The sequence below is a fragment of the Pseudomonas sp. FW305-3-2-15-C-LB1 genome (assembly GCF_058787615.1).
In genome coordinates this window covers 1-20,126 of record NZ_JBYSZX010000010.1, presented here as the reverse complement: position 1 = coordinate 20,126, position 20,126 = coordinate 1, and the positions used below count along the sequence as shown (strand labels likewise).

Below are 20,126 nucleotides of genomic sequence, written 5' to 3'. Positions count from 1 at the left end.
CGAAGACGGGGCTTTTTGTTATTACCGAATTACTCAGCCAGTTTGAAGGTAATGAAGCTGGCGCGGCCCTGACGCAACACACGCATCGACACCGAGCGGTTCTTCGGCAACGCCTTGGCGATGTCGGTGAACTGCTTGGTGGTCTCGATCGCCTGGTTGTTCAGGTGGGTGATGACGTCACCCGGCTGTAGGCCGATCAGAGACGCCGGGCCATCCTGCACTTCCTTGATCACGACGCCGCTCTTGAGGTCAAAGCTCTTTTTCTGCTCAGCGGTCAGCTCGGCCACGGCGATGCCCAGGCGGTTGCTGCTGCGCTCGGCGCCCGGCTTGGTATTGCCCAGGGCATCCAGGGTGGCGCCTTCTTCAGGGATTGCGCCCACGGTCAGCTCAACAGTCTGGCGCTTGCCTTCGCGGATCACTTCCAGCTTGGCTTTGCTACCCGCCTTGAGCGCACCTACGAGATGCGGCAGGTCGGCCGACATGACGATTGGCTGGCCGTTCATGCTCAGGATCACATCGCCAACTTGCAGGCCGCCTTTGGCAGCCGGGCCGTCGTCCTGGATCTGTGCAACCAGTGCGCCGGCCGGCTTGTCGAGGCCGAAGGACTCAGCCAGGTCTTTATTCACTTCCTGGATCACTACACCCAACCAGCCGCGGCTGACCTTGCCACCGCTTTTCAACTGGTTGGAAACGTCCATGGCCACGTCGATCGGGATCGCGAACGACACCCCCATGAAGCCACCGGAACGGGTGTAGATCTGCGAGTTGATGCCGACCACTTCGCCCGCCAGGTTGAACAGCGGACCACCGGAGTTACCCGGGTTGATCGGCACGTCGGTCTGGATGAACGGTACGTAGTTTTCGTTCGGCAGGCTGCGGCCGATGGCGCTGACGATGCCTTGGGTCACGGTATGGTCAAAACCAAACGGCGAACCGATGGCGACCACCCACTGGCCGGCTTTCAGGTCCTGGGATTTGCCCAGCTTGAGCACAGGCAGGTCCTTGCCGTCGATCTTCAGCAAGGCCACGTCGGAACGTGGGTCGGTACCGACGAGCTTGGCTTTCAGCTCACTGCGATCGGCCAGGCGCACGAGAATCTCGTCAGCGTCGGCAATCACGTGGTTGTTGGTAAGGATGTAGCCGTCCGACGAAATGATGAAACCCGAGCCCAGGGACTGGGCCTCGCGCTGACCACCGCCACCACGGGGTGCGCGCTGTTGCGGCATGCCGCGCTCGAAGAACTCGCGCAGCATCGGCGGCAGGCCTTCCAGGTCCGGCATCTGCTGGTTGGAGACTTTGCGATCCGGCAGTTTCTGCGTGGTACTGATGTTCACCACGGCAGGTGAGGCTTGCTCGACCAATTGGGTGAAGTCAGGCAGCTCGACTGCTTGCGCAGGCAGGGCCTGACCCAGCACCAACACCGTGGCGACTATGGATAGGTAAGACTTCAAACGTGGTATCGACATACAGCTCCCGTTACGACGAGCAGGGTTGAGCGACAGGGTTCAAGAAACGCCGGAAACCGCGACCGACATCTTTGTTCCGCGAATAAAACAAGGCCAGAGCCGACAAGCCCTGACCTATAAAAAACATGGGGGATTTTTGCAAGTGAAAATGCTGATCCAGACATTTCATGCTCTCGGCAGCCAACCTGGCATGGGAATACAGTGAAACGTCAGGATGAACATAGGATTAACGACTCACGGTTGGGCGGCTGGCTTTTTTTCACCGCGCACCGACAGGGCGATACGCTCTGCGGTGCCGATGGGTATTTCACCCACCACCGTTACCATCATCTCACCGTCTACCGTATTCAGCCGACGCGATACCGCGACTGTAGGGCCCAACTGAGTGCGGGTCTCCGTCATGCTTGCATCGCTGATCGGCTCCAGGAATACCGAGAACCGCGCCAGCCCGTCTTCATACATCAGGCTGTCGACGGTCGCCTTGGTTTGGGTATCTTTGCGGGCACTGGTGTTGGTCAATTGAAAACCCGGTGGCAACCATTCCATATGCCAAGTCTCGGTAGATTGCACCTCGGGCGCTTTGCTATTAACGACGGCGATAGGTGTGCAGTCGTTGCTGGGTTGCAGTTCCCGGTCATCAGGCACGACGGAAGTATTCAACCGCGTGAACTGGAAGCGCTCCAGCAATTGCCCTTGATCATTGAGCAACAGGGACTTGAGCGGCAGCGCGGTTTCCCGATCCAGGTGCAGTTCAAAGCCATAACGGTACTGGTCACGCGGCGTGATCGATACGATGACCGCATTTCGACCGGCCACGCGGGACTTGCCAATGACGGCCAGTTCGTAGAATTGATTGAGTTTTTGCGGATCAAGCGCACGTGATGGTGCATCACGCGAATTGCCAAGGCCTGCGACAAGAGTGCCGCTGACGCATTGCGTCCGGCCATTCAACCGCACGACTTCCTGGGCAGAACCATCGAGCTGCAAGAGCCGCTCACGGACCTGACCGTCCTGGACACGATGCCAGATGTCATGAGTAGAAAAACTACCGTTGCGTTCGTAGACGAACGTACCTTGAAAGCTTTGCTGTTGCTCAGCACGCCCAAGTCGAGTCAGCCAGTCTTGGGCTTCATCGGCGTGGGCGGGGAGTGCAAACCAACCACTGAGCAAAAGCGTAAGGAGCGGTATGGCTCGCATAGAGCTCCTTACGGATTAGCGGTTTTCCAGGCTTGCTGCACGAGCATAAGGCAGAGCGCTTTCAGTGCCCTTCAGAGCCGATTCCTGTGCGTGTTGGCGCAGGTAGCCTGGAAGACGCTGGTCTTGCCAGCCGGATTGCCCTTGCAGTACACCGTTGGCCATCGGGCCGGTGGTGTCAGCGCTTTCCTTGTAGCCGGCCAATACCGCTGGGCCTTTGACCTGCGGACCCGCCATTACCGGCTGCTGGGTCTGCTGAGCCAGTTCGGCACCGGCGATCTCGTCCTGGTTGTACAGGCGAACACCCGCCAGCACGGCGACAGTCACCGAGGCAGCAACCGCCAGGCGACCCAGGCTACGCCATGGACCACGAGCAGCCTTTGCCGGAACGGCTTCATCAGCCAGTGCAGCAGAAACGGCCGCAGCAATATCCAGACGAGGGATTAGAAGATCCTTGTGCATCACCGCCCGAGCGACTTGGTAACGAGACCAGGTATCACGGGTTTCGGCGTCATCAAATGCGTTGAGCACTCGACGAAGTTCCAGTTCATCCGCTTCGTTATCCATCACTGCGGACAGCGATTCCTGCAGGGCATCACGACTCATGGCGGTTCCTCTCTTGGCTGTCGCCGCTGTCTTTAGTTCTCTTGCAACAACGGTTGCAAGGCTTTATCGATGGCTTCCCGGGCCCGGAAAATCCGTGACCTTACAGTCCCCACCGGACACTGCATGACGCTCGCAATGTCTTCGTAACTCAGACCATCGAATTCACGTAAAGTTAACGCCGTACGCAAATCTTCTGGCAGTTGCTGAATTGTGCGATGAACGGTGCCTTCGATCTCGTCGCGCAGCAATGCACGCTCCGGCGACTCGAGATCCTTGAGGCCGTGATCACCATCGTAAAATTCCGCATCTTCTGAACTTACATCGCTATCCGGTGGGCGGCGTCCGCGAGACACCAGATAGTTCTTCGCCGTGTTGATGGCGATTCGGTATAGCCACGTGTAAAACGCACTATCACCGCGAAAGTTACCAAGTGCACGGTACGCCTTGATAAAGGCTTCCTGTGCAACGTCCTGCGCTTCATGGGTGTCGTGCACAAACCGCACGATCAACCCGAGAATTTTGTGCTGGTATTTCAGCACTAGCAGATCAAAAGCTCGCTTGTCGCCGCGTTGAACGCGCTCGACCAGCTGCTGATCCTCTTCCTGGGTTAGCATGAACACTCCTCGTAGTACTTGAAGGAGGCTTGCATAACTAAACGATCAGGCTTGCAAACATAGACTCGGTCTTTTCGCAAAAGTTCTCCCCCTTCAAGCAAGTTTCCGGCACGCACTGATTTGGCACACACGAAAAACGCAGCACGGGCAACGCCGACTGCGCGAATAATCTTGTCGTCGTTTTCTGACGCGTCCAATGCTCCCGACGGGCCAATAAACTCAACGTTTTCCCAGCTTTCGGGCAACCTGCTATTGAGTCGGGGGCCATGCAAAAAGTTCCCGCCTCAATAACCAGCTGATTTTACCCGAGCCGTGCACCGTAATCTCACATTGCCACGAATGCCCGGCTATTGTGCCGCTCCACCCCTCTATATACTAGTAGCCCGTGTGACCCTTTGATTCGCCGATCCAGGCGTCCTGTTTGCGCCACCTCTTCGGATCGCTTTTTGCGGAATCCTTCAAATGAGCCAACAGTTTCAACACGATGTCCTGGTGATCGGCAGCGGTGCGGCCGGCTTGAGCCTTGCGCTGACCCTTCCCAGCCACCTGCGCATTGCGGTTCTGAGCAAAGGCGACCTGGCCAACGGCTCTACGTTCTGGGCCCAGGGCGGTGTCGCCGCGGTGCTGGACGACACCGACACCGTGCAATCCCACGTCGAAGACACCCTCAACGCCGGCGGCGGCCTGTGCAATGAAGAAGCGGTGCGTTTCACCGTCGAGCACAGCCGCGAGGCCATCCAATGGCTGATAGACCAGGGCGTCCCCTTTACCCGCGATGAACACGCAGGCAGCGACGACGGTGGTTTCGAGTTCCACCTGACCCGCGAGGGCGGCCACAGTCACCGCCGCATCATCCATGCCGCCGATGCCACCGGCGCGGCTATTTTCAGGACACTCCTCGACCAGGCCCGCCAACGCCCCAACATCGAATTGCTGGAGCAACGCGTCGCCGTCGACCTGATCACCGAAAAACGCCTGGGCCTGGACGGCGAGCGCTGCCTCGGCGCCTACGTGCTCAATCGCGGCAGCGGCGAGGTGGACACCTACGGCGCACGCTTCACCATCCTCGCCTCCGGTGGCGCGGCCAAAGTCTACCTCTATACCAGCAACCCCGATGGCGCCTGCGGTGATGGCATCGCCATGGCCTGGCGCTCCGGCTGCCGGGTGGCCAACCTGGAATTCAACCAGTTCCACCCCACCTGCCTGTATCACCCACAGGCCAAGAGTTTCCTGATCACCGAAGCGCTGCGTGGCGAAGGCGCGCTCCTGAAACTGCCCAATGGCGAGCGCTTCATGCAGCGTTTCGACCCCCGTGCCGAACTGGCCCCGCGCGATATCGTCGCCCGCGCGATCGACCATGAAATGAAGCGCCTGGGCATCGACTGCGTGTATCTCGACATCAGCCACAAGCCCGAAGCCTTCATCAAGACCCACTTCCCCACCGTCTACGAGCGCTGCCTGGCCTTCAATATCGACATCACCAAAGGCCCAATCCCCGTAGTACCGGCCGCGCACTACACCTGCGGCGGCGTGATGGTCGACCAGCACGGACGTACCGACGTACCCGGCCTTTATGCGATTGGCGAAACCAGCTTCACCGGCCTGCACGGTGCCAACCGCATGGCCAGCAACTCGCTGCTCGAATGCTTCGTCTATGCGCGCTCTGCAGCGGCGGACATCCTTGAACAACTGCCGCGCATTCCGGTGCCCGCCGCCCTGCCCCGCTGGGACGCCAGCCAGGTGACCGACTCGGACGAAGATGTGATCATCGCGCACAACTGGGACGAGCTGCGCCGTTTCATGTGGGACTACGTGGGGATCGTGCGCACCAACAAGCGCCTGCAACGGGCGCAGCACCGGGTGCGGCTGCTGCTGGACGAGATCGATGAGTTCTACAGCAACTACAAAGTCAGCCGCGACCTGATCGAGCTGCGCAACCTGGCCCAGGTCGCCGAACTGATGATCCGCTCGGCCATGGAACGCAAGGAGAGCCGGGGCCTGCATTACACCCTCGACTACCCGCAGATGCTGCCCGAGGCCCGCGACACTATCCTGGTGCCAACCACCTACGGCGGCTGAACTTCAGGCGCACACGCAGGCGCCGATGCACATCGGCGGCCTGCGCGTCCCTGGGCACACAGGCTGAACGTACCCGCCATTCGCCCTGCACCCGATAACGCAGCACCACGATCAACGGCAACGCCAGGCTGTCGGGACGCAATTGCACGGCGTGCCAGCCCCGTGCGGCGCTCCATAGCTGCCAACTATCTTCATCGCGTCGCAGGCCACGAATCGACGAACGGTGAGTCAGCAAGATAGAACGCGGCAAAACCCAGGCGGCGTGCGCCAGGCACACCAGCATGCCCAGGCTCGAAAAAGGAAGTTGCATAAACATCAAGGCGCCCAGCGCAAACAGCTGGGCAAGCAGGTACGCCGCCAGCAACAGCCGCGAGGCCTGCCAGCGGCATTCAAAGCTATTACTTGGGCTGGACACGATCCAGGATCATGCGGACCATGCGCTGCAGCTCCGGGTCTTGCGACTCGGCGCGCTCCATGAACCAGCCGAACATGTCCTGGTCTTCGCACGTCAGCAGCCGCACATAGAGGTCGCGATCCACTTGATTGAGCGTCGCGTAGACCTCTTTGGTGAAAGGTACCAGCAACACATCCAACTCCAGCATGCCGCGACGGCTGTGCCAGTAGAGGCGATTGATTTCTACATCTTCGACCATGGAGCGCTCCTCAAATAGGCGGCAAGTATACAGACCCGACGGCACCGGAACAGTCGGCTTTGGTCGCCCCATACGGAAACTATCCATTTGCCGGGCGCCCCTCTATGATGCACCCATGACTTTTTTTGACCTGCGATGACCCATGGCCGACTCTGCTTTCTTCTGCCCCCTGTCCCACGAAGGCGTTCTCGCCGTCCGCGGTTCCGACGCTGCCAAATTCCTTCAGGGCCAACTGACCTGCAACCTCAATTACCTGAGCGACACCCAGGCCAGCCTCGGCGCGCGCTGCACGCAAAAAGGGCGCATGCAGTCGAGCTTCCGCATCCTGCTGCAAGGTGACGGCGTGTTGCTGGCCATGGCCAGCGAGCTGCTGGAGCCGCAACTGGCGGACCTGAAAAAATACGCCGTGTTTTCCAAGTCCAAACTCACCGATGAAAGCGCCGCCTGGGTGCGCTTCGGCCTGATGAATGCCGACCCGGCCCTGACGGGTCTTGGCCTTGAGCTGCCTGCCGAGACCGACAGCGTCGTGCGCAACGATACGTTGATCGCCATCCGCGTCTCCCCTGGCCGCGCTGAACTTTGGGTACCTGCCGAGCAAGGCGACGCCGTACGCAGTCAATTGGCTGCAACCCTTGAACAAACCGATCTGAATGAATGGCTGCTGGGACAGATCCGCGCCGGCATCGGCCAGGTCATGCCCCAGACCCGCGAACTGTTCATTCCACAGATGCTCAACCTGCAGGCCGTGGGCGGCGTCAGCTTCAAGAAAGGCTGCTACACCGGCCAGGAAATCGTCGCGCGCATGCAGTACCTGGGCAAACTCAAACGTCGCCTGTACCGCCTGAGTCTCGATACGTCTGAAATGCCCGCGCCAGGCACTCCGTTGTTTTCTCCCAGCCATAACAGCTCGATCGGCGAAGTGGTGATCGCCGCAAAAGCTGACCAGACCGTTGAACTTCTGGCCGTATTGCAAGCCGAAGCTGCCGATAGTGAAGATGTGCACCTGGGCGCGCTGGAGGGTCCCCGCTTGCAACTGCTCGACCTGCCTTACACGCTCGACCGCGATCGAGAGATCCAGCGCTGATCGCCGTACCTTTGTCGCAACACCCTAGAGAGCATGAATGAACAAGCTGGCGGAAAAAGTCCAACAGGCTTTGGTGAGGGCCATCGATAACGATGACCTGGTTCTGCCGACATTGCCGGAAGTGGCCCTGAATATTCGTCAGGCCGCCGAAGACCCGGAGATCAGCATCAGCCACTTGAGCAAAGTAATCGGTCGCGACACCGCACTGTCGGCACGCCTGATCAAAGTGGTCAACAGCCCGTTGCTGCGCGCGACCCAGGAAGTCACCGACCTGCACACCGCCATCACCCGGCTGGGTACCAACTACAGTAGCAACCTGGCGATCGGCCTGGTCATGGAGCAGATCTTCCACGCGCGCTCCGACGTGGTCGAACAAAAGATGCGTGATGTGTGGCGCCGCAGCCTGGAGGTCGCGGGTGTGAGTTATGCCCTGTGTCGCAGCCATTCCCAACTCAAGCCGGACCAGGCGGCCCTTGGCGGCCTGGTGCACCAGATCGGTGTGCTGCCGATCCTGACGTACGCCGAAGACCACTATGAGCTGCTCGCCGACCCGGTCAGCCTCAACCACGTCATCGAGAGCATCCACCCGCTGCTGGGCGACAAACTGCTGGGCGGCTGGGACTTTCCGGAAATGCTGGCGAAACTGCCGGGCCAATACCTGGACCTGGAGCGCGATTCAGCCCGCCTCGACTACATCGACCTGGTACAGGTCGCCGTGCTGTATTGCCATCGCGGCACCGATCATCCTTTGGCAAACGTTGCGGTCTCCACCTTGCCGGCGATCAAGAAACTGCGGGTCGACCCTTACAGCGACGCCTTGCGCGCCGAGTTGGATGAAGCGCGCTCGATGTTCTATTGATCAACCCGCGATAAAACTCACGCGCACCTTCAAGCCGGCGTGGTCACCATCGTGCAGGCTGATCTGCGCCAGGTGCGCCCGGCAGATTTCGCCGACGATCGCCAGCCCCAGGCCTGAGCCCATGCCCTGCTGGCTGCGCCGGTAGAAACGCTCGAACACCCGGTCCCGTTCATCCAGCGGGATGCCCGGCCCATCATCTTCCACTTCCAGCACCGCCGGCGCCGTCACCCGCAGGATCACATTGCCGCCCGGTGGCGTGTGGGCCAGGGCGTTGTCCACCAGGTTGCTCAACAACTCGTTCAATAGGGTAGGCTCGCCGCGCAGCCACACCGGCTCGTCGGCTTCCAGCGCCAATGCCACACCGCGCGCATGGGCCAGCGGTGCCATGGCCATGCCCAACTCACGGGCCAGTTGGCTGAGGTCGAGCAACTGCGCGCCGCCTTCGGCAATGGCACGCGCCCCATTTTCGATGCGCGCCAGGGACAACAGTTGATTGGCCAGGTGGGTCAGGCGGTCAGTGCCCTGGGCGGAGGCTTCGAGGGTGCTGCGCCAGGTGGCGGGGTCCTCGGCGCGCAAGCCCAGTTCCAGCCGGGCCTTGAGGGCTGCCAGTGGCGTGCGCAGTTCATGGGCCGCATCGGCAATGAACTGCGCCTGGCGTTCGAACTGGCGGCGCAGGCGTTCGGTGAAATGGTTGAGGGAACGCACCAATGGGCCGAACTCATGCTGCACTTCCACCAGGGGCAACGGCCGCAGGTCGTCAGGCTGACGCTCCTCCACTGCCGTACGCAGGCGCTCGAGCGGCCGCAACGCCGCACTCACGGCAAACCACACCAGCAACAGTGCGCCGACGGCGAGCATGCCCAGGCGCAGCAGGGTATCGGCCATGAGGCTGCGGGCCATGCTCACGCGCGCTTCATCGGTCTCGGCAACGCGGATTTCGGCCATGCCGTTCATGTTCGGTTCGGAAACGGCCTTGAGCAGGCTCACCACGCGTACCTGCTGGCCCTGGTAGATGGCGTCGTAGAAGCGCGCCAATGCCGGATAGTCATCGGTGCGTGGCGTATCCGGCGGTGGGCCGGGAAGGTTTTCGTAGCCGGAGATCAGCTTCTGGTCGATGTCGTTGACCTGGTAGTAAATGCGCCCGGCACTGTCATAGGCAAAGGTGTCCAGGGCCACGTAGGGCACGTTGGCGCTCAGGGTGCCATCCACCTGGGTCAAGCCGGCGGCGATGGTACGCGCAGAGGCCAGCAGCGTGCGGTCGTAGGCGGTATCGGCGGCCTCGCGACCGTTCCAGTAGGCGCTCATGCCACTGGCCAGCATCAACAGCACCAGCAACAGCGCCAGGTTCCACAGCAAGCGCCAGCGCAGGCTGCTGGGCTTATGCATCGCGGGCTTCCAACAGGTAACCGAGGCCACGGAAGGTCACGATTGCGATGGGCTGGCCATCGAGTTTCTTGCGCAGGCGATGCACATAGATTTCGATGGCATCGGGGCTGGCCTCCTCGTCCAGGCCGAACACCTGGGAAGCCAGTTGTTCCTTGCTCATCACCCGGCCCGGGCGGGCAATCAGCGCTTCGAGTACGGCTTGCTCGCGGGAGGTGAGTGTCATCAGTTCACCCCCTACGGTAAAGCGCCGGGTGTCGAGGTCGTACACCAGCACGCCGCAGGCCTGCTGACGCTCTCCGCCCAGCACGCTACGCCGCAGCAGCGCCTTGACCCGCGCTTCCAACTCCGTGAGTTCGAACGGTTTGGCGAGATAGTCGTCCGCCCCAAGATTGAGGCCGTGCACGCGGTCTTTCACATCACTGCGTGCCGTCAGCATCAGCACCGGCAGATTTTTCCCACGGGCACGCAGACGTGCGAGCACCTCGAAACCATCCATGCGTGGCAGCCCCACATCGAGGATCGCCGCCGCGTACTCCTCGCTGCTCAGGGCCAGGTCCGCCGCCACGCCATCGTGCAGCACGTCAACGGTCAGACCCGTGCTCTTGAGCGCTTGCGCAACACTTTCGGCGAGTTGCAGATGGTCTTCAACCAGCAAGACACGCATGGATTGCTACCTCATTCAGGGGTGGTCGGTGCCACGCTTTGGCGGGCAGTTTACAGGCGCCGACCGGCCTGTGAAGCCCGAAAACATTGAAAGCCGACTGAAAGGTTAGTGAAAGCTTCGCCCTTTAGCATCCAGTCTCGGTGGTCTATGCCCGCCAAGCTGCCTTATCCGCAGCGCCCGAAAAACGCCTCGAAGCGTTTTCGCCAAAATAAGAACAATAACGGAGTACACAACGATGCTGTCGACACAGCCCCAGGCCTCCTCGCCTGTTCGTTTTTCTCGCCTGACCCAGACCGCCCTCGCCAGTGCTGCTACCCTTGCCGGCTTTTCGCCGCTTAGCCAGGCTGCCTTCTTCGAAGACAGTAGCGCGACCCTGGAAACCCGCAACATGTACTTCAACCGCGACTTTCGCGATGGCACCAGCGCGCAGCAATCCAAGCGCGACGAGTGGGCCCAGGGCTTCATGCTCAACCTGCAATCGGGCTACACCGACGGCACCGTGGGCTTCGGCGTGGATGCGCTGGGCATGCTCGGGGTCAAGCTCGACTCCAGCCCCGACCGCACCGGCACCGGCCTGCTGCCCACCCATGACGATGGCCGCGCCGCCGACGAATATTCCAAGCTGGGCCTGACCGGCAAAGTGAAGATCTCGGCCACCGAGCTGAAGATCGGTTCGCTGATCCCCGAGCTGCCGATCCTCAAGCCCAACGACGGGCGCATCCTGCCGCAAACCTTCAACGGCGGCCTGATCACCTCCAAGGAGTTCAAGAACCTGGTGTTCACCGGCGGGCGCCTGGACAAAGCCAAGGACCGTGACGACACCAATTACGAGGACATTGCCCTCAACAACAAGAACAGCCGCTTCGTCAGCGGCGCCACCGGCAAGCATTTCAATTTTGGCGGGGCCGACTACAAGTTCGCCGACAAGATCACCGGCAGCTACCACTTCGCCCAACTCGACGATGTGTACCGCCAGCACTTCCTCGGCCTGGTGGCTGCGCGCCCGATGGGTCCCGGTACGTTCGGCACCGACCTGCGTTTGGCCATCAGCGATGACACTGGCGCCGCCCGTGGCGGCAAGATCGACAATACCTCCCTCAACGGCCTGTTCAGCTATGCCCTCAACGGCCACAAGCTCAGCGCCGGTTACCAGCACATGTCCGGTGATAGCGCCTTCCCCTATGTGGATGGCAGCGACCCGTACCTGGTCAACTTCGTGCAGATCAACGACTTTGCCGGCGCCCAAGAGCGTTCCTGGCAGGCACGCTACGACTACGACTTCGCCAAGCTGGGTATACCCGGCCTGAGCTTCATGAGCCGTTACCTGTCAGGTGACAACATCAAGCTCAAGAACGGCGAGACCGGCAAGGAGTGGGAGCGCAACACCGAGATCAAGTATGTGGTGCAAGCCGGCACGTTCAAGGACGTGGCCGTGCGCCTGCGCAACGCCACGTACCGCTCCAACTACTCGGCCCGTGATGCGGACGAAGTGCGTCTGCTGGTCAGCTACAGCGTTGCACTTTGGTAAGTAGTGCCTGGTAAGCCATTCATAACAACAACGACGGAGATAACCATGACCCTTTCACTGCGTAAACTGGCCCTCGCCGCCGGCTGCATGCTGTTCGCCGGCCAACTGCTGGCCGCTGACGAACCCAAGCGCCCAGAGTGCATCGCCCCGGCCTCGCCGGGTGGTGGTTTTGACCTGACCTGCAAACTGGCGCAAAGCGCGCTGGTCAACGAGAAGCTGCTGAGCAAGCCGATGCGCGTGACCTACATGCCCGGTGGGGTGGGCGCGGTGGCCTACAACGCCGTGGTCGCCCAGCGTCCTGCGGACGGCGGCACGCTGGTCGCCTGGTCCAGCGGTTCGCTGTTGAACCTGGCCCAGGGCAAGTTCGGCCGCTTCGATGAAAGCGCCGTGCGCTGGCTGGCGGCGGTCGGCACCAGCTACGGGGCTATCGCGGTGAAAGCCGATTCGCCCTACAAAACCCTCGACGATCTGGTCAAAGCCTTGAAGAAAGATCCGGGCAGCGTGGTAATCGGTTCCGGTGGCACCGTCGGCAGCCAGGACTGGATGCAAACCGCGCTGATCGCCAAGGCTGCCGGAATCAACCCGCGCGAACTGCGTTATGTCGCCCTTGAAGGCGGCGGTGAAATTGCCACCGCCCTGCTCGGCGGCCATATCCAGGTGGGCAGTACCGATATTTCCGACTCCATGCCGCACATCCTGAGCGGCGATATGCGCCTGCTGGCGGTGTTCTCCGAAAAGCGCCTGGACGAGCCGGAAATGAAGAACATTCCGACCGCCAAAGAGCAAGGCTACGACATCGTCTGGCCAGTGGTGCGTGGCTTCTACCTCGGGCCAAAAGTCAGCGATGCCGACTACGCCTGGTGGAAAGAGGCGTTCGACAAACTGCTGGCCTCCGAGGAGTTCGCCAAGCTGCGTGACCAACGCGAGCTGTTCCCGTTCGCCATGACCGGGCCGGAACTGGACACTTACGTGAAGAAACAGGTGGCTGACTACAAAGTGCTGGCCAAAGAGTTTGGCCTGATCCAGTAATCGCCCCTCTTTTGTGTGGCCACGCCCTTTAGCCAAGCGGCGTGGCCCAGGAGTTCCACATGCTCTTACAACGCATTTTCGCCGCCGCGCTGCTGCTGGCCTGCGCCGGCCTCGCGCTGATGGCCTGGCCGTACCAGGCGTCGTTTTCCTACGAGCCGGTGGGGCCGCGCGCCTACCCGCTGCTGATGCTCGGGCTGATGAGCCTGGCACTGATCTACATGCTGTTTCGTCCACAGCCGACCAAACACACCGAAGAAGAACCCGCGCTGGACCGCGAAACCCTGATCAAGATCGGCGTGTGCGTCGCGCTGTTGATCGTGTTCGCCGGCACCTTCGAACCCCTGGGCTTCATCCTCAGCAGCATGCTGATCGGCATTCCCATGGCGCGCTTGTACGGTGGTCGCTGGTTGCCCAGCGTGGTGATCGTCACGTTGATGGCCATCGGCTTGTACCTGCTGTTCGACAAAGCCATGGATGTACCGCTGCCCCTCGGCCTGCTCGACGTACTGGAGAACTGACATGGATACTTTCGGCTACCTGGGCCAGGGCTTCGGCGTTGCACTGTCCCCTTACAACCTGGTGACCGCGTTGTGCGGCACCCTGATCGGCACCGTGGTCGGCCTGTTGCCGGGCCTGGGCCCGATCAACGGCGTGGCGCTGTTGATCCCCATCGCCTTCGCCCTGGGCCTGCCGCCTGAATCGGCGCTGATCCTGCTGGCAGCCGTGTACCTGGGCTGCGAATACGGTGGGCGCATCAGCTCGATCCTGCTGAACATCCCGGGCGAAGCGTCCACCGTGATGACCACTCTCGACGGCTACCCCATGGCCCGCAAAGGCCTCGCCGGTGTGGCGCTGTCGCTGTCGGCCTGGAGTTCGTTCATCGGCGCGTTTATCGCCACCTGCGGCATGGTGCTGTTTGCGCCGTTGCTGGCCAAATGGGCGATTGCCTTCGGCCCGGCGGAATATTTCGTACTGATGGTGTTCGCAATTGTCTGTCTCGGCGGCATGGCTGGCGACAAACCGCTGAAGACTTTTGTGGCAGCACTGATCGGCCTGTTCCTCTCGGCGGTCGGCATCGACGCCAACAGCGGTGTGTATCGCTTCACCGGCGACAACATCCACCTCACCGACGGCATCCAGTTCGTCGTGCTGGTACTGGGCCTGTTCTCCATCAGCGAGATCCTGTTGCTGCTGGAGAAAACCCACCGTGGGCAGGAGGCAGTCAAAGCCACCGGGCGCATGATGTTCAACCTGAAAGAAGCGGGCGCGGTCTTCGTGGTGAATATCCGCTGCGGCCTGCTCGGCTTCATCATGGGCGTATTGCCGGGTGCCGGCGCTACCTTGGCCTCGGCCGTTGCCTACATGACCGAAAAACGCCTGGCCGGTGCCAGCGGTAAATTCGGCCAGGGCGACATGCGCGGCCTCGCCGCTCCGGAAACCGCCATCGGCGCGTCCGCCTGCGGCGCCCTGGTGCCGATGCTGACCCTCGGCGTCCCCGGTTCGGGCACCACCGCGGTGATGATCGGCGCGCTGTCGCTGTACAACATCACCCCGGGCCCGCTGCTGTTCCAACAGCAACCGGACATCGTCTGGGGCCTGATCGCCTCGTTGTTCATCGCCAACATCATGCTGGTGATCCTCAACATCCCGATGATCCGCATCTTCACGCGCATCCTCGCCGTGCCGAACTGGGCGCTGGTACCGGTGATCGCAATCATCACCGCCATCGGGGTATACGCGGTGCACGCCACCACCTTCGACCTGTTCCTGATGGTCGGTATCGGCATCTTCGGCTACATCCTGCGCAAGCTCGACTTCCCGCTGTCGCCGGTGCTGCTGGGTTTTATCCTTGGCGGCCTGATGGAGCAGAACCTGCGCCGTGCGCTGTCGATCTCCAACGGTGACTTGCAGATCCTGTGGTCGAGCCCGATCACCTTTGGTGTGTGGGTACTGACCGCGCTGATGCTGGCTTTCCCGTTGCTGCGCATCTACCGCAAACGTGCCCTGCAGCGTCGTGCCGTGGCCGATGTCTGAGGTCACCTTCAGACATTGGTGGGGGACACCGCTGGTCGGCCTGGCCGGCGGTTACCTGGCCAGCCTGGTTGGCTGGCCTTTGCCGTACATGGTCGGTTCGCTGCTGGCGATCATCCTGGTGCGCTGCCTCACGCCGTGGCAGCTGGCGGAGATCCCCGGCGGGCGCAAATGCGGCCAATGGGTGGTGGGCATCGGCATCGGCCTGCACTTCACCCCGGTGGTGATCGAACAGGTGATGAGCCACTTCGGGCTGATCTTCTTCGGCGCGCTGGTCACCAGCCTGTCGAGCGTGGTGGGTGTGTGGCTGATGCGCCGCAGCGGTGAAGACCGCGCCACGGCGTTCTTCTCGAGCATGCCGGGCGGTTCCGGTGAGATGGTCAACCTCGGCGCGCGTAATGGTGCGGTGCTCAGCCGTGTTGCGGCGGGGCAGAGTCTGCGGGTGCTGATGGTGGTGTTGTGTGTGCCGGCGATTTTCAAGTACTTGCTGGAAGGCGGTACACCGCAGTTTCATCCGGCGCCGGTGAGCTGGCCGTGGCTGCTGGCGCTGTTTCCGCTGGGCGCCTTGGTCGCCTGGGGTTGGCAGCGCTTGCGCCAGCCCAACCCTTGGTTGTTCGGGCCGTTGCTGGTGAGTGCCACAGCCAGCGTGGTCTGGGACCTGCATATCGGCCTGCCCGATGGCGGCAGCCAGATTGGCCAGTGGTTGATCGGTAGTGGCCTGGGTTGCCACTTCAACCGGCAGTTCTTTCGTCGGGCGCCGTCGTTCATGGGGCGCACCTTGATTGGCACGGCGTTGACCATGGCGCTGGCGACGTTGGCGGCGGTGGGGCTGAGTGCAGTGACTCACTTGGATTTACGCTCGCTGACCCTGGGCATGATGCCCGGTGGCATTGCCGAGATGAGTCTCACGGCCGAGACCCTGCAACTGTCGGTACCGTTGGTGACGGCGATGCAGGTGATGCGGTTGTTGTTTGTGTTGTTTCTGGCAGAACCGTTGTTTCGACATTGGAACCGTCAACCCTGACCGAGGCGAGCGTGGCTGACAACGCGCGACGGCCGCTGGTCTGAACTGTCAAATCTCACAGTTGTTGCGCTCCCCTCCTACGTGCTCTAACTCATCTCGCGCCCTCTAGCCCGAGATAATCATCATGCGCCCAGTACGAAATGCCCGCCCTTGCGTTGCTCAACTGGCACCGTATATTCCCGGGTTAAAAGTCCCGGTGGTCGGCTTTAGCGGCGGCGTCAACACAGCCTTGCTCGAGTCCCATGGCAACGACGGACTTATTTGCATCTTGAGAAGCTATGCCAGCCAGGCCGAAGGCGACTTCATCGCGCTGATCTGCGCCAACCCCGACATACCAGTCGATACCCATACGGTCACGGCACAGGAAGCCCGTGAGGAGAAAGCGATTGTCTTGCGCACCCCCTTGGCACGCCTGCCGGATGGAACGGTAGGGCCTGTTTACATTGTTGTCACACACCTGGATTCAAGCCGCGAGGAAACCCAGCGCCTGAACCTCAAGGTCGACCGGGTGGCACCGACCGGTAACGAACCCATCGTGGCACCGCCCTGGGTCAACGAGCGCCTGCCGCGCCCACAACCCGCCCAGACTTTCATTGATTCGACGACAGCCCAGCGTGGTGTTGCGGTCAGCATCGGTTTTTACCCGCTCGACACCACCTTGCCCGCCAATACCCACCGCGCAGTGCGCGATCGAATCCGGCTGATCATCGGCAGTGAAATCGTCGAGCACCCTGTCACCGAAGGCCAGGCCAGCCATCGCAACCCGATCACGCTGACGGTGAATTACGGCACCTGGCTGAAGATTGGCAGCGGCCGCCATGCCTGCGCTTATGACGTACTGGACGAAGCGGGTAACTACGCGCCCGGCCGCTCGCCGACACAAATGCTCGAGGTACTTCTTAATCCAAACGAAAAACTACTGGACTCAGGGCATATCGTCGAGGCGCCCAGCGGCACACTGGATGCGGACAAGCTCGCAGGTAAGAGCGCAACCTTGCGATTCCCCATTGCCGGTAAAGGCTGGGCCAGCGGCGACACGCTTCGGGCCAGCCTCAGGGGGCGCACCCTGACCGGGGTGGAAGTGGAACAAATCTACAGCGCCCCGGTTAGTTCAACCGCTATCCAGTACCTCGATATTGCATGGCCAAACGCAGACTTGAGTTTACTGATAGGCGCCTTGATTCAACTCAGTTATGAGCGCCTTCGCCCCGGTCAACCTGGCGTACCTTCGGAGAACGCCTTCATCCAGGTAACGGGTACGCCGGTTGATAGCGGGCTGGACGCGCCTCAAGTGCCGGCAGCCAACGATGGCGTCCTCAACCCACTGACCGATCCCGTCAGAGTGATAATCCGCTCTTACATGGGCCAGCACCCTGACGATTGCGTAACCCTGGTATTGGACGGCAAGTATGCCAACGGCCACGGGTATTATCAGGAACATCGCCTGCCAGCGGGCACAGGGGACATCAGTTTCGATCTTGCCAACGGTCAGGACGGTGACATTCGCCAGTTGGAAAGCGGCACGCTGCGCCTCTATTACTACATTAACCTGCCCGGACAGCGTCCACCCTCAAAGGACCTGAACCTACTTGTCGGCGAGCCGATGGTGGCGTTGCCCAAGGTCCAGGTGCTCCAGGCGCCGGAACCCGACCCGACCTTTGACCCAGAGATCTTCCGCGCCAATGCCAATGTCACTGTCAGGTGGCACGCGGCATTTGTACGGGGCGCAACGGTGGTGCTGTACTTCGAAGGCAGCGCACTGGGCGGCAGTGCCCCCCCCATGCGGCGGCTGATCACCGACGTCTGGCCCGGCGAGGATTTGATGTTTGTAGTCCCGCGCATCTACGTACTTGCCAACCTCAACCGTTCTGCCCGGATCTACTACATCGTCGAACGGCCCGGGCTGCGCACGCTGTATTCACAACCGCTGGTGATGAAGGTCGGGAGCGTTTTGCAACTGGACGTGCCATTGATCCTGCAAAGCACTGTCACCGGCCCCGCGACAGCAACGTTAAACCCCCTGCATGTGCTACCGCCCTTGGCACCGATAGCCACCCTGCGCGTACGCTACCCGATGTTGCCGGGAGACGATATCCAGCCGATATTCAAGGGGACCTTCGGCCTGGGCACGCCGGTGATCGCGCCAAAACCTGCCGACCCAGCGCTCGGTCATGTCGACTTCTCACTGTCCAACCAAGTGATTGCCGCCAACCTCGGTCGGCAGGCCAGCGTGTCCTATATCGTCACTCGAGGCGGTGCGAGCACTTCATCGCAAATCTTGAGCCTCACGGTAGAAACACTGCCGGCTCAACACCTCGACCGGGTCAGCGTGCCGCAGGCGCTGGTGGGTGCGATTGATGTCAGCAAAGCCCACAGCGTGCGGGTGCTGGAGTGGCCCTTCATGCGCAGCGGGCAACCGGTGTGGATAGACATCAATGGCGTCGCCAACCTGCCTTTACGGGAGGGCACGCCACTGAGTGCGCCAGAGTTCGCGGCCAAGCGCGTGGAACATAGCTTGCCCGCGGCCTATCTGCGCTCGCTCCCTAACCGCAGTACGCTGACAGTGGAGACCCGCGTTTCACTCAATGGCAGCGCGCATAAAGATTTCGCGGTCAAGCTGGGAACCGTCAGCTACCGCATCGAAAATACCAAGGGGGTCATGGCCAATATCCGCGCAGCCGGAACGCCCACAAACCTGGCACTCAGTGCCGACGGCACGCGACTTTACGTGACCCAAGCCACCACACCCAAATCCGTGGCGGTGATCGATACACAGAACTACCGGGTCATCCACACGATTACGAACATGGGCTCACCGCTCTGGCTGGCCCTGCACCCCAACGGCAGCCGCCTGTACGTATCGGATAACAGCAGTGCAGCCAATACACCGGTTCGCGTGATCAGCACGCAGGACTACTCGACGATTCACACACTCACAGGCTTCACCACGGCGCACGGGCTCACGCTGAACAAGACGGGCACACGCCTGTATGTAGCGGACAACGGCGCCTCAGAGATGGTGATTTTCGATACGACCAACCACGACGTGGTAAGCCGCGTGACAACCACCCGGCCCAGCGCCATCGCCATCAGCCCGGATGGCACCCGCGCGCATATCGCCGGCGCGTTTGACTGGCGGGCCATCAACCTGGCAAACAACGCCCAGCTCAGCCAAGTGAACACCGTCTCGCATCCCCAGCAAATCGCCCACAGCCCCCTGCTACAACGCATCTATATCACCCAGCCCGACCGAGGCACAGTATTGATCGGCAATACCGCAACGCTGCAAATCAGCCAGACCTTGAGCGGTCTGCAACGACCATATGGGGTAGCCTTTCACCCAAGACTGGAGCGCGCCTACATCACACAAAGCGGCGCCGACTTGCTGACCCTCATGGATACGCGAGCCCAGAACGTGATCGGCACCTATGCGGGGTTCAGCCAGCCACGAGACGTGGTGGTGTCACCGGACGGCACCTATGCCTATGTGGCCAATGCGCGTAATAACACGGTGTCGGTGGTGGTGCTGTGAGCCGAGAATACCGCTGGTCGGCACTGTCATTTCTCACAGCTAGGCACCGAGGGAGAGGGAGCGTTGAATCGAGGCAGCGACTTCATTCAACAGTGGATCACGCGTCGCACCCTTGATTGAAAACCAGACAGGTATCCCGTCATGACCTATGATCAAAATCCCCCGTCGTCCCTCCCCTATCACTGCCTGCCTACAGGAGAGGATCATAACCCTCCCCCCGCCTTGCCCCACGGCTGCGTGGCAACGGTACCGCGCAAAAAACCCAACAAAACACCTGTAGGACGCCTACCTGACCGCCGCCCGATGGGCGGCTGCCCTCCCGGGGCGCAAAGGTTACCTTCAACTCAGCTGCCATTCGCGGATCTGATCCCCTATAT

Annotated in this window: 18 protein-coding genes; 10 read left to right on the top strand and 8 right to left on the bottom strand. The window is 61.3% G+C overall.

Features of this window, described 5'->3' with window-relative positions; all coding sequences use genetic code 11:
* Positions 1 to 29 precede the first annotated feature (29 nt).
* Complete coding sequence (locus AC3WP7_RS19405; RefSeq protein ID WP_092247213.1) at positions 30 to 1,466, bottom strand: DegQ family serine endoprotease; 1,437 nt, start codon at positions 1,464 to 1,466, stop codon at positions 30 to 32.
* A gap of 25 nt (positions 1,467 to 1,491) precedes the next feature.
* Here AC3WP7_RS19405 and AC3WP7_RS19400 point away from each other — a divergent pair, with 25 nt between their 5' ends.
* Entirely contained in the window at positions 1,492 to 1,671 is a 180-nt protein-coding gene (locus AC3WP7_RS19400; RefSeq protein WP_102592614.1) for a hypothetical protein, read from the top strand.
* A gap of 29 nt (positions 1,672 to 1,700) precedes the next feature.
* Here AC3WP7_RS19400 and AC3WP7_RS19395 read toward each other — a convergent pair whose 3' ends face one another.
* Genes AC3WP7_RS19395 through rpoE form a run of 3 tightly spaced genes read right to left on the bottom strand, consistent with a single transcriptional unit; the run spans position 1,701 to position 3,880 of the window.
* On the bottom strand, positions 1,701 to 2,663 hold the full coding sequence (locus AC3WP7_RS19395; RefSeq protein ID WP_092247210.1) for a MucB/RseB C-terminal domain-containing protein: 963 nt from the start codon (positions 2,661 to 2,663) through the stop codon (positions 1,701 to 1,703).
* 15 nt (positions 2,664 to 2,678) lie between these two features.
* Positions 2,679 to 3,266, bottom strand: a complete 588-nt coding sequence (locus AC3WP7_RS19390) for a sigma-E factor negative regulatory protein (RefSeq protein WP_071488935.1) — start codon at positions 3,264 to 3,266, stop codon at positions 2,679 to 2,681.
* A gap of 32 nt (positions 3,267 to 3,298) precedes the next feature.
* A complete protein-coding gene (gene rpoE, locus AC3WP7_RS19385) occupies positions 3,299 to 3,880 on the bottom strand; it encodes an RNA polymerase sigma factor RpoE/AlgU (protein ID WP_003172477.1) in 582 nt (193 codons plus the stop codon).
* 462 nt (positions 3,881 to 4,342) lie between these two features.
* On the opposite strand from rpoE, the gene nadB reads away from it, so the two are divergent.
* Positions 4,343 to 5,959, top strand: coding sequence for an L-aspartate oxidase (gene nadB / locus AC3WP7_RS19380; protein WP_093126044.1), 1,617 nt, complete (start codon positions 4,343 to 4,345; stop codon positions 5,957 to 5,959).
* Here the strand turns inward: nadB and AC3WP7_RS19375 are convergent.
* Together AC3WP7_RS19375 and AC3WP7_RS19370 are read right to left on the bottom strand one after the other, a co-directional pair.
* A complete protein-coding gene (locus AC3WP7_RS19375; RefSeq protein WP_102592613.1) occupies positions 5,928 to 6,374 on the bottom strand; it encodes a hypothetical protein in 447 nt (148 codons plus the stop codon). The genes nadB and AC3WP7_RS19375 overlap by 32 nt on opposite strands.
* Complete coding sequence (locus AC3WP7_RS19370) at positions 6,358 to 6,612, bottom strand: FAD assembly factor SdhE (RefSeq protein ID WP_071488932.1); 255 nt, start codon at positions 6,610 to 6,612, stop codon at positions 6,358 to 6,360. The genes AC3WP7_RS19375 and AC3WP7_RS19370 overlap by 17 nt, the downstream gene beginning before the upstream one ends.
* Before the next feature lie 142 nt (positions 6,613 to 6,754).
* On the opposite strand from AC3WP7_RS19370, the gene ygfZ reads away from it, so the two are divergent.
* Both ygfZ and AC3WP7_RS19360 read left to right on the top strand, forming a co-directional pair.
* Positions 6,755 to 7,696, top strand: coding sequence for a CAF17-like 4Fe-4S cluster assembly/insertion protein YgfZ (gene ygfZ / locus AC3WP7_RS19365; RefSeq protein WP_092247204.1), 942 nt, complete (start codon positions 6,755 to 6,757; stop codon positions 7,694 to 7,696).
* 37 nt (positions 7,697 to 7,733) lie between these two features.
* Complete coding sequence (locus AC3WP7_RS19360) at positions 7,734 to 8,555, top strand: HDOD domain-containing protein (protein WP_092247201.1); 822 nt, start codon at positions 7,734 to 7,736, stop codon at positions 8,553 to 8,555.
* On the opposite strand, the gene AC3WP7_RS19355 is transcribed toward AC3WP7_RS19360, so the two are convergent.
* Together AC3WP7_RS19355 and AC3WP7_RS19350 are read right to left on the bottom strand one after the other, a co-directional pair.
* The gene (locus tag AC3WP7_RS19355; protein WP_102592612.1) at positions 8,556 to 9,941 is read right to left on the bottom strand and encodes a sensor histidine kinase; all 1,386 of its coding nucleotides are present in this window, start codon (positions 9,939 to 9,941) and stop codon (positions 8,556 to 8,558) included.
* Positions 9,934 to 10,605 (bottom strand): response regulator, encoded by a 672-nt coding sequence (locus tag AC3WP7_RS19350; protein ID WP_010212220.1) that lies wholly within the window; start codon positions 10,603 to 10,605, stop codon positions 9,934 to 9,936. Before AC3WP7_RS19350 ends, AC3WP7_RS19355 begins: the two co-directional genes overlap by 8 nt.
* A 235-nt stretch (positions 10,606 to 10,840) precedes the next feature.
* On the opposite strand from AC3WP7_RS19350, the gene AC3WP7_RS19345 reads away from it, so the two are divergent.
* The 6 genes from AC3WP7_RS19345 (at position 10,841) to AC3WP7_RS19320 (ending at position 19,749) form a co-directional block, all read left to right on the top strand.
* Complete coding sequence (locus AC3WP7_RS19345) at positions 10,841 to 12,133, top strand: OprD family porin (protein WP_093126040.1); 1,293 nt, start codon at positions 10,841 to 10,843, stop codon at positions 12,131 to 12,133.
* 39 nt (positions 12,134 to 12,172) lie between these two features.
* Positions 12,173 to 13,162, top strand: a complete 990-nt coding sequence (locus AC3WP7_RS19340) for a Bug family tripartite tricarboxylate transporter substrate binding protein (RefSeq protein WP_172963340.1) — start codon at positions 12,173 to 12,175, stop codon at positions 13,160 to 13,162.
* Between the two features lie 59 nt (positions 13,163 to 13,221).
* Entirely contained in the window at positions 13,222 to 13,680 is a 459-nt protein-coding gene (locus AC3WP7_RS19335) for a tripartite tricarboxylate transporter TctB family protein (RefSeq protein ID WP_071488927.1), read from the top strand.
* A gap of 1 nt (position 13,681) precedes the next feature.
* Positions 13,682 to 15,196, top strand: coding sequence for a tripartite tricarboxylate transporter permease (locus tag AC3WP7_RS19330; RefSeq protein ID WP_092247192.1), 1,515 nt, complete (start codon positions 13,682 to 13,684; stop codon positions 15,194 to 15,196).
* Positions 15,189 to 16,217, top strand: a complete 1,029-nt coding sequence (locus tag AC3WP7_RS19325) for an AbrB family transcriptional regulator (protein WP_092247189.1) — start codon at positions 15,189 to 15,191, stop codon at positions 16,215 to 16,217. The genes AC3WP7_RS19330 and AC3WP7_RS19325 overlap by 8 nt, the downstream gene beginning before the upstream one ends.
* Positions 16,218 to 16,341: 124 nt before the next feature.
* On the top strand, positions 16,342 to 19,749 hold the full coding sequence (locus AC3WP7_RS19320) for a YncE family protein (protein WP_102592610.1): 3,408 nt from the start codon (positions 16,342 to 16,344) through the stop codon (positions 19,747 to 19,749).
* Positions 19,750 to 20,126 lie beyond the last annotated feature (377 nt).